This is a genomic window from Ramlibacter sp., assembly GCF_035706265.1.
Lineage (GTDB): Bacteria > Pseudomonadota > Gammaproteobacteria > Burkholderiales > Burkholderiaceae_C > Ramlibacter.
Genome location: NZ_DASSVG010000073.1, coordinates 1 through 9,001 on the forward strand (window position 1 = coordinate 1; position 9,001 = coordinate 9,001).

The 9,001-nt window shown below is 71.0% G+C and carries 10 protein-coding genes; 3 read left to right on the forward strand and 7 right to left on the reverse strand.

Annotated features, from left to right (window positions below; genetic code table 11):
• The 5 genes from VFM98_RS02770 to VFM98_RS02790 all read right to left on the reverse strand — a co-directional run.
• Positions 1–286: FHIPEP family type III secretion protein (locus tag VFM98_RS02770; RefSeq protein WP_325108370.1), on the reverse strand; the 286-nt coding region annotated here is incomplete at its 3' end.
• Complete coding sequence (locus tag VFM98_RS02775; RefSeq protein ID WP_325108371.1) at positions 283–1,371, reverse strand: EscU/YscU/HrcU family type III secretion system export apparatus switch protein; 1,089 nt, start codon at positions 1,369–1,371, stop codon at positions 283–285. The genes VFM98_RS02770 and VFM98_RS02775, both read right to left, overlap by 4 nt.
• A complete protein-coding gene (locus tag VFM98_RS02780) occupies positions 1,372–2,160 on the reverse strand; it encodes a flagellar biosynthetic protein FliR (protein WP_325108372.1) in 789 nt (262 codons plus the stop codon).
• 10 nt (positions 2,161–2,170) lie between these two features.
• Entirely contained in the window at positions 2,171–2,437 is a 267-nt protein-coding gene (locus tag VFM98_RS02785; RefSeq protein WP_325108373.1) for a flagellar biosynthetic protein FliQ, read from the reverse strand.
• Between the two features lie 160 nt (positions 2,438–2,597).
• Positions 2,598–3,017, reverse strand: coding sequence for a response regulator (locus VFM98_RS02790; RefSeq protein ID WP_325108374.1), 420 nt, complete (start codon positions 3,015–3,017; stop codon positions 2,598–2,600).
• 73 nt (positions 3,018–3,090) lie between these two features.
• Between VFM98_RS02790 and VFM98_RS02795 the strand changes: the two genes are divergently transcribed.
• Positions 3,091–4,206 carry an NADH:flavin oxidoreductase/NADH oxidase gene (locus VFM98_RS02795; protein ID WP_325108375.1) on the forward strand — a complete coding sequence of 372 codons (1,116 nt, stop codon included), beginning with the start codon at positions 3,091–3,093 and terminating at the stop codon, positions 4,204–4,206.
• 205 nt (positions 4,207–4,411) lie between these two features.
• On the opposite strand, the gene pgi is transcribed toward VFM98_RS02795, so the two are convergent.
• Together pgi and tal are read right to left on the reverse strand one after the other, a co-directional pair.
• Positions 4,412–5,953, reverse strand: coding sequence for a glucose-6-phosphate isomerase (gene pgi, locus VFM98_RS02800; protein ID WP_325108376.1), 1,542 nt, complete (start codon positions 5,951–5,953; stop codon positions 4,412–4,414).
• Positions 5,954–5,957: 4 nt separating this feature from the next.
• A complete protein-coding gene (tal, locus tag VFM98_RS02805; protein WP_325108377.1) occupies positions 5,958–6,905 on the reverse strand; it encodes a transaldolase in 948 nt (315 codons plus the stop codon).
• A gap of 190 nt (positions 6,906–7,095) precedes the next feature.
• Between tal and zwf the strand changes: the two genes are divergently transcribed.
• Positions 7,096–8,550, forward strand: a complete 1,455-nt coding sequence (gene zwf / locus VFM98_RS02810) for a glucose-6-phosphate dehydrogenase (RefSeq protein ID WP_325108378.1) — start codon at positions 7,096–7,098, stop codon at positions 8,548–8,550.
• On the forward strand, positions 8,544–9,001 hold a 458-nt coding region (locus VFM98_RS02815; RefSeq protein ID WP_414708974.1), incomplete at its 3' end, for a MurR/RpiR family transcriptional regulator. The genes zwf and VFM98_RS02815, both read left to right, overlap by 7 nt.

Sequence of the window (9,001 nt, forward strand, 5' to 3'; positions counted from 1 at the left end):
GGCCGGCGTCGCCCTCGGCCAGGATCAGGCGGGTGGCGGCCACGTTCAGCGACAGGCGGAACAAGGTCGCGAGCAGCAGCAGCGAAGGGAAGGTGGAGAAGTCCACCGGCCTGGCCATCGAGAAGGTGAGCAGCAGCAGCAGGAAGGCGAAGCTGAAGTTGGCGAGGATCAGGAAGTCCAGCAGGCCGCGCGGGATCGGCAGGAACAGCACCAGCAGCACGCCCAGCAGCGCCAGCACCATCGCCACGTCGGTGTGCTTGCCGAGGAAGCGGGTGAGCGCGTTCATGCCGCCGACCCTGCGCCCGCGCGGGCCTTCTGCTGGCGCGCGGCCAGCACCCAGACGATGATGCGTGCCACCTCGGCATGGAAGGACGGCGGGATGTATTCGTCCAGCGCCGCTTCGCGGAACAGCCGGCGCGCGAGCGGCGGGTTCTGCACCACGACCACGCGGTGGCGGGCGGCGATCTCGCGCATCGCGGCGGCGAGCTGCCCTGCCCCCTTGGCGACCACGCGCGGCGCCGGCATCTCGCCGTGCACGTAGCGGAGCGCCACGGCGTAGTGGGTGGGGTTGGTCAGCACCACATCGGCGTCGCGCGTGTTCTTCAGCGACTGGCTGCGCCGCAGCATCTCGCGCCGCAATTCGCGCAGCCGCCCGCGGATGCGCGGATCGCCTTCGCGATTGCGGAATTCGTCCTTCAGCTCGCGGCGGCTCATGCGCATGCGGCGGGTGAACTCGCGCCGGGTGAAGACCAGATCCAGCAGCGCCACCGCCACCAGGGCCAGCGCCATCTTCCAGGCCAGCGCACCGGCATCGGCCAGCAGCACCTGCACGAAGCCGGCGGGTGTTTCGTCAGAAATCGCTGCGAACCCCGGCACCAGGGCGCGCAGCGCCAGCCACGCCACCGACGCGAGCAGCACCAGCTTGACGCAGGTCCGCGCGGCATCGAACAGCGTGCGCAGCGAGAAGATGCGGCGCAGCCCCTGCGCCGGATGCAGCCGGGTGAAATCGGGCTTGAGCGGCTGCAGCGAGAACACCACGCCGGTCTGGGCGACCGAGCCGGCCACGGCCGCCACCACGAGCGCGACGAACAGCGGCCACAGCACCAGCGCCGCGCCCGCCGCGATCTCCTGCACCAGCGCCCAGGCCAAGGGCTCCTGCACCGCATCGCCCGCACGCAGCAGCGGCAAGCGGGCGATGCGCAGCAGGCCGCTCCAGGCCTCGCCGCCCAGCGCGGCCAGCCAGCCGGCAGCGGCCAGGAACACGACGCAGCCCACCACTTCTGTGCTGCGCGGCGTCTGCCCCTTCTCGCGGGCCTTCTGCAGCTTGAAGGGCGTGGCGGCTTCGCTGCGATCGAGGTCCTGCTCCGCCATTCAGCGTGCTCCCGTGGCCAGCCAGGCCGTCCAGGTGCGGTAGATCGCCGCATACAGGCGCCCGGCCGGCGCGCCGAAGGTGGCGGCCCAGGCCCACAGCGCCAGCAGGCCGGCGACGATCTTCACCGGCACCCCGAGCACCAGCATGTTCATCTGCGGCAGGTTGCGCGAGATCACGCCGAGCGCGAAATCCACCAGCAGCAGCCCCAGCACGATCGGCGCGGCGAGGGCGAAGCCGAGCGCGAACAGCGCCGCGGCCTCGCGTGCGATCGGCTCCGCCGCGGCGGCCAGCGGCGCCGGCTGGCCGACCGGGAACCGTTCCACGCTGTAGGCGATGCCACGCAGCAGCGCGTGGTGGCCGTTGACGAGGAAGAAGAACACGGCGGCGAACAGGCCGAATACCGACGACAGCACCGGCACCCGCGTACGCGTGGCCGGATCGAACACCTGCGCGATGCCGAAGCCCACCTGCACGTCGACCAGGCGGCCGGCCAGCGCGAAGCCGGCGAACGCCATCAGCACGCCGAGGCCCAGCGTGGCGCCGATCGCCAGTTCGTGCAGCAGCGCCTGCAGCAGCACGCCGAAATCGTGCGGCGCCGGCGCCGGCGTGCCCGCGAACGGCAGCGCGATCACGCAGGCGAAGCCCAGCGCCATCAGCACGCGCACCAGCAGCGGCAGTGCGGCGGCGTACAGCAGCGGCGTCATCAGCAGCAGGGCGGCGATGCGGGCCGACAGCAGCAGCACCGCGAGGATCCAGCCGGCGCCGAGGGTGGAGACGAGGGCGTTCATCGGATCCGCTTCAGAGCAGCGAGGGGATCTGCGACCAGAGGGTCACGGTGAAGCGGCACAGGGTGCGCAGCATCCAGGGCCCGAAGGCGACCACCGCCAGCCCCGCGGCAACGAGCTTGGGGATGAAGCTCAAGGACATTTCCTGGATCTGGGTCACCACCTGCACGACGCTCACGACCAGCCCCACGAGCATCGTGATGCCCAGGACCGGCAGGCACACGAGCAGCCCGGTCCAGAACAGGTCGGCCGTCACCCTGGCCGCGAAATCGCCTTGCATGAAGACACCTCCCTGGTGCTTGTGTGAGGCTGGACTGTGCGGGAGGCGCGCAGGCGCGTTGAGTGAGGGATGTCACACGCGCCGGCCGCAATCGGCCCAGCGCGATCGAAGGAGACGAAGGCCGCCGCGCGGCGCGGAATGCGCTAAGGCGCGAATTGCGCTACGGCGCGGGCGCCGGAGGCCGCAGCAGGTGCAGCAGCGCGCTCACCATCACCGGCTTGAGCAGGAAGTGGTCGAAGCCGGCCAGTTGCGCGGCTTCGCGGTCGCTGGCGCTGTCGGAGCCGGTCAGCGCCACCAGCTTCATCGCACCGGGCGGCACCTGCGCGCGGATGCGGGTGCAGGCCAGCACGCCGCCCATGCGCGGCATGTGCAGGTCGAGGATCGCGTAGGGCGGGCGCTCGCGCAGCGCCACGTCCACGGCCTCGTCGCCGTCGTAGGCCACCAGCGTGCCGAAGCCGAGCAGCTGCAGCAGCTCGCACAGGTTGTCGGCGCTGTCGCGGTCGTCGTCGGCGACCAGCACCGTGCGCTCGCCGGCGTCGCGCGCATCGGAGGACGTGCTGGTGCTGCAGAGGGGGGACATCGGATGCGCCGGCAAAACCTCCATTGTGCGCGCACGGCGCGCCGCTGCTCTAATGGCGGCAGGAAAGGAAGCCATGCCCCATCTGTTCGAACCCCTGCAGCTGGGCCAGCTGCGCCTCGCCAACCGGATCGTCGTCGCACCGATGTGCCAGTACTCGGCCGACGAAGGCAGCGCGACCGACTGGCACCTGCTGCACCTCGGCCACCTGGCGCTCTCCGGCGCCGGGCTGCTGACCATCGAGGCCACGGCCGTGACGGCGGAGGGCCGCATCTCGCCCACCGACCTCGGCCTGTACTCGGATGCCAACGAGGCCGCGCTCGAGCGCGTGCTCGCCGCCGTGCGCAGGCATTCCCCCATTCCGGTGGCGATCCAGCTGGCCCATGCCGGCCGCAAGGGGTCCAGCGAAGCGCCTTGGGACGGCGGCGCGCAGATCCCTCCCGACGCGGAGCGCGGCTGGCGCACCGAGGCGCCCTCGGCCGTTGCGCACGCGGAGGGCGAAGCGCCGCCCCAGGCGCTCGATCGCGCCGGGCTGGCGCGCCTGCGCGACACCTTCGCGCAAGCCGCGGTGCGGGCCGCGCGCCTGGGCATCGACGGCATCGAGGTGCATGCCGCGCACGGCTACCTGCTGCACCAGTTCCTGTCGCCGCTCGCCAACCGGCGCGAGGACGAATACGGCGGCAGCCGCGAGAACCGCATGCGCTTTCCGCTCGAGGTGTTCGAGGCCGTGCGCGCGGCGTTCCCGGCCGGGCGGCCGGTGTGGGCGCGCGTCTCGGCCACCGACTGGGTGCCGGGCGGCTGGGAGCTCGAGGACACGATCGCGTTCGCGCAGGCGCTGAAGGCGCGCGGCAGCGCCGCGATCCACGTCTCCAGCGGCGGCGTCTCGCCGGCACAGAAGATCGCGCTCGGCCCCGGCTACCAGGTGCCCTTCGCACAGCGCATCAAGGAAGCCGTGGGCCTGCCCGTCATCGCGGTCGGCCTGATCACCGAACCCGAGCAGGCCGACGCGATCGTGCGCGGCGGCCAGGCCGACGCGGTGGCGCTGGCCCGCGCGATGCTTTACGACCCGCGCTGGCCCTGGCACGCGGCGGCGAAGCTGGGCGCGCAGGTGGCGGCGCCGAAGCAGTACTGGCGCGCGCAGCCGCGCGAGCACAAGGACCTGTTCGCCGGCGCGCACTACGGCCAGCGCTGACCAGCGCTAGCACAAGTGGGGAGCGGCGCTTCCCACAGCTTCCGTGGAGAACGTTGTGGACAAGCGTGTGGAACTCGTCGCGAGGCCGCACCGGCGTTGGCTTTCCACGGAGTGATGCAACAACAGGCAGCTGCTGGCGGAAGCTGACTGGCCGCGTCCGGGCGTGCGCCGGACGCAACAGGTCGCCTGCGCGACAGCGTGCGCTTCAGCCCTTCAGGCGCTGCAGCAGGCCGGCCGTGGAGGCGTCCAGCCCTTCGGTGCTGCCCGAAGCAAGGCGTTGCGCGATGTCGCTCGCCAGCACCTTGCCCAGCTCCACGCCCCACTGGTCGAAGCTGTCGATCCCCCACACGCTGCCGCTGGTGAACACGCGGTGCTCGTGCAATGCGATCAGCGCACCCAGCGACTCGGGCGTGAGCGCGTCCAGCACGAAGAAGGTGCTCGGCCGGTTGCCGGTGAAGTTGCGGTGCCCACCCGCATCCGGCTTGCCCTGCATCAGCGCCTGCGCCTGCGCCAGCGCGTTGGCCAGCAGCAGTTCGTGGTGGCCGGGGATGCGGTGGGCCGGCTCGCGCACGGCGATGAATTCCACCGGCACCCGGTCCGTGCCCTGGTGCAGCATCTGGAAGTAGGCGTGCTGGCCGTTGGTGCCGGCCTCGCCCCACAGCACCGGAGAGGTCGCGAAGCCCAGCGGCTGCCCGTGCGCATCGACGCTCTTGCCGTTGCTCTCCATCTCCAGCTGCTGCAGGTAGGCCGGGAAGCGGCGCAGCGCGCTGTGGTAGGGCGCGATGCTGCGGCTGGCGAAGCCGAGGAAGTCGCGGTACCAGACGTCCAGCAGGCCCAGGCGCACCGGCAGGTTGCGCTCCAGCGGCTCGCGCCGGAAGTGCTGGTCCATCGCATGGGCGCCGGCGAGGAAGGCCTGGAAGCGCTGGGCGCCGATGGCGATGGCCAGCGGCAGTCCGATGGCCGACCAGAGCGAGTAGCGCCCGCCCACCCAGTCCCAGAAGCCGAAGGTGGTGGCGATGCCGAACTGGCGTGCCGCCTCCACATTGGTGGTCAGCGCGGCGAAGTGGCGCGCCACGTCCGTTCCGCCCTGCTGCTGGAACCAGACGCGGGCGCTGCGCGCGTTGGTCATCGTCTCCAGCGTGGTGAAGGTCTTGGAGGCGACCAGGAACAGCGTGCGCTCGGGACGCAGCTGCTGCAGCACCGCGTCGAGCTCGTGGGCGTCGATGTTGGAGACGAAGTGGAAGCGCTTGCCGCGGATGCGGAAGGCGTCCAGCGCGGCCACGGCCATCTGCGGGCCGAGGTCGGAGCCGCCGATGCCGATGTTCACCACATCGGTGATCGCCGTGTCGGCACGCACGTGCTCGGCGTAGGCCAGCATGGCTTCGAGCGTGTCGTGCACCGCGACCGAGTCGGGGTCCCCCGCGTCGCGCGGCGCACGCAGCAGCCAGTGCTTGACCGCGCGGTTCTCGGTGTTGTTGATGCGCTCGCCGGCGAACATCGCGTCGCGGTGCGCCTCCAGGCCGCACTCGCGCGCCAGCGCGAACAGCGCCTCTTCGGTCGCCGCGTCGATCAGGTTCTTCGACAGGTCGGCGAACACGTGCGGCGCCTGCTGGCTGAAGCGCTCGAAGCGGCCGGCGTCCTGCGCGAAGGCAGCGCGCAGGTCGAACGCGGACCCTGTGGCGCCGAGGCGCTCGTGCAGCTGCGCCCAGGCCGCCGTGCGGTCGCAGCGCTTGCGGGCGTCCACCATGACCTCAGGCCGCCACGATCAGCTTTTCCAGCTTCGCCGCGTCGGCGGCGAAGGTGCGGATGCCTTCGGCCAGCTTCTCGGTGGCCATGGCGTCCTCGTTGAGGGCCCAGCGGAAGCCCTTCTCGTCGTACTGCACGCGCTCGATGGGGGCCGCCTTGGCCTGCGCCGGATCGAGCGCACGCTGCACCGGCGCATCGGATGCGGCCAGCTGCGCGAGCAGCTCGGGGCTGATGGTCAGCAGGTCGCAGCCCGCCAGCGCCAGGATCTGGCCGACGTTGCGGAAGCTCGCCCCCATCACCTCGGTCTCGATGCCGTGGTGCTTGTAGTAGCTCCAGATCTGGCGCACCGACTGCACGCCCGGATCGTTGGCGCCGGCGCGCGCCGCCTCGTCCCACGCGGAACCCGCGCTCTTCTTGTACCAGTCGTAGATGCGGCCCACGAAGGGCGAGATCAGCTTCACCTTCGCCTGCCCGCAGGCCACCGCCTGGCAGAACGCGAACAGCAGCGTGAGGTTGCAGTTGATGCCCTCCTGCTGCAGCCGCGCCGCGGCCTGGATGCCCTCCCAGGTGGAGGCCACCTTGATCAGAACGCGCTCGGCCGGCACGCCCTCGGCGCGGTACAAGGCCATGAGGCGGTGTGCGCGGGCCACCGTGGCTTCGGTGTCGAAGCTCGCGCGCACGTCCAGCTCGGTCGACACGCGACCCGGGATGTGCCGCAGGATCTCGGTGCCGAAGCGCACCAGCAGCCGGTCGACGATCTCGTCGAGGGGCTCGGTGCGGTGCCTGGCCACCGTCTCCTCCAGCAGGTGCGCGTACTCGGTCTTCTGCACCGCCTTCAGGATCAGCGAGGGATTGGTGGTCGCGTCCTTGGGGTGGTAGTGGGCGAGCTGGCGGAAGTCGCCCGTGTCGGCGACGACCGTGGTGTACTGCTTGAGGGCATCCAGTTGGTTCATGGCCCGATTATCCGGCGCGCCCGCGGCCGGGCGCGTAGGACCGCAGAGGCCGCGCAGCGATCGCCGTGCGTCGGCAGCACGAGCGGCTGGTAACTGAATTACAAAGTTCCTGCCGAGGGTGCGCCGCGCGCCGACTGCTGCTGAATTGAAACTAAGTTACAGTCGCCGTACCTCCATCAACAAGAACAGCATGAGCTTCGACCTCGTCCTCTTCGGCGGCACCGGCGACCTCGCGTGGCGCAAGCTGATGCCCGCGTTGTTCCAGGCCTTCCGCCACGGCTCGCTGCCCGAGGGCGGCCGCATCATCGGCATCGCGCGCGACGACCTCAGCGACGAGCAATACCGGGAGCTGATCCGCTCGCGCTTCGACGACGTGGACCTGGCCAAGCGGCCCAGCCCCGAGGAGTTCCAGCGCTTCGCCGGGCTCCTGCATTTCCTGCGGCTGGACCTGTCGCGGCCGCAGGACTACGCGCGGCTGGCGCAGATGCTGCGCGAGCGCCATGCGGAAGTGGTGGTGATGTATCTCGCGACGGCGCCGGACCTCTTCACCAAGGTGGTCCAGCAGCTCGCCGCGGCCGGCCTCAACCGGCCCAACACCCGGCTGGTGCTGGAAAAACCGCTGGGGCACGACCTGGCTTCCAACCGCGAGATCAACGAGGCCGTGCGCAGCGTGCTGGACGAGCGGCAGATCTTCCGCATCGACCACTACCTCGGCAAGCCGGCGGTGCAGAACCTGTTCGCGATGCGCTTCGGCAATGCCCTGTTCGAGCCGGTATGGCGGCGCGAGCACGTCTCCAACGTCCAGATCACGATCGCCGAGGACCTCGGCGTGGAAAAGCGCGGCGCCTTCTACGACAAGACCGGCGCGCTGCGCGACATGGTGCAGAACCACGCCCTGCAGCTGCTGTGCGCGCTCGCCATGGAGCCGCCGATCAGCGCGCACGCGGACGCGATCCGCGACGAGAAGCTGAAGGTGCTGCGCTCCCTCAAGCGCTGGACGCCCGAGTCGCTGGAGCAGCACGTGATCCGCGGCCAGTACGGCCCGGGCAGCGCCCACGGCCAGCCGGTGCGGGGCTACCGCGAGGAGCCCGGCGTCGACCCCGAGAGCCAGACCGAGACCTTCGTCGCGCTGCGCGCGGAGATCGCGAGCTGGCGCTGGGCCGGCGTGCCCTTCTACATCCGCACCGGCAAGCGCCTGCACTCGCGCGAGGCCTCCATCGTGGTGAACTTCCGCGAGGCCCCGCACGCGATCTTCAGCGCGCCGCCGGGCAGCTCCAACCGGCTCGTCATCAACCTGCAGCCGCGCGACGGGCTGGAGCTGCACCTGCTGGCGCAGGGGCTGGAGAACCGCCGCAATGGCCAGGTGCTGGCGCCGGTGCACCTGGACCTCGACTTCGACAAGCGCTTCGGCTCCGAACGCGTCGGCGCCTACGAGCGGCTGCTGCTGGACGTGATCGCCGGCCGGCTCAACCTGTTCGTGCGCAGCGACGAGCAGGAGGCGGCGTGGCGCTGGGTCGAGCCCATCATCGAGCACTGGCGCACGGCCGACCGCGGCCCGCGGCCTTACGCGGCCGGCACCTGGGGACCGAGCGCCTCCAGCGCCATGATCGCCCGCGACGGCTTCTGCTGGAGCGAGGAATGCTAGACCGCATCCGCGCGTCGATGCCTTCGCTGGCACCGGCGGAGCAGCGCGTCGCCCGGCTGGTGCTGGGCGACCCGCGCACCTTCGCCAAGCTGCCGGTGAGCGAGCTGGCCGAGCGCGCGCACGTGAGCAAGCCCACGGTGGTGCGCTTCTGCCGCAGCGTGGGCTACGACGGGCTGTCGGATTTCAAGCTCAAGCTGGCCGGCAGCGTCAGCGAGGGCGTGCCCTTCATCCACCGCAGCGTGGACGCGGACGACAAGACGGCCGACGTGCTGGTGAAGGTGATCGACAACGCGGTGGCGGCCTTGCTCAAGTACCGCAACGACGCCTCGACCTTCGCGATCGACAAGGCGGCCGAGGCGCTGGCGGCAACGCACCGCACGCGCGGCCGCATCGAGTTCTACGGCGTCGGCAACTCCGGCGTGGTGGCGCTCGACGCGCAGCACAAGTTCTT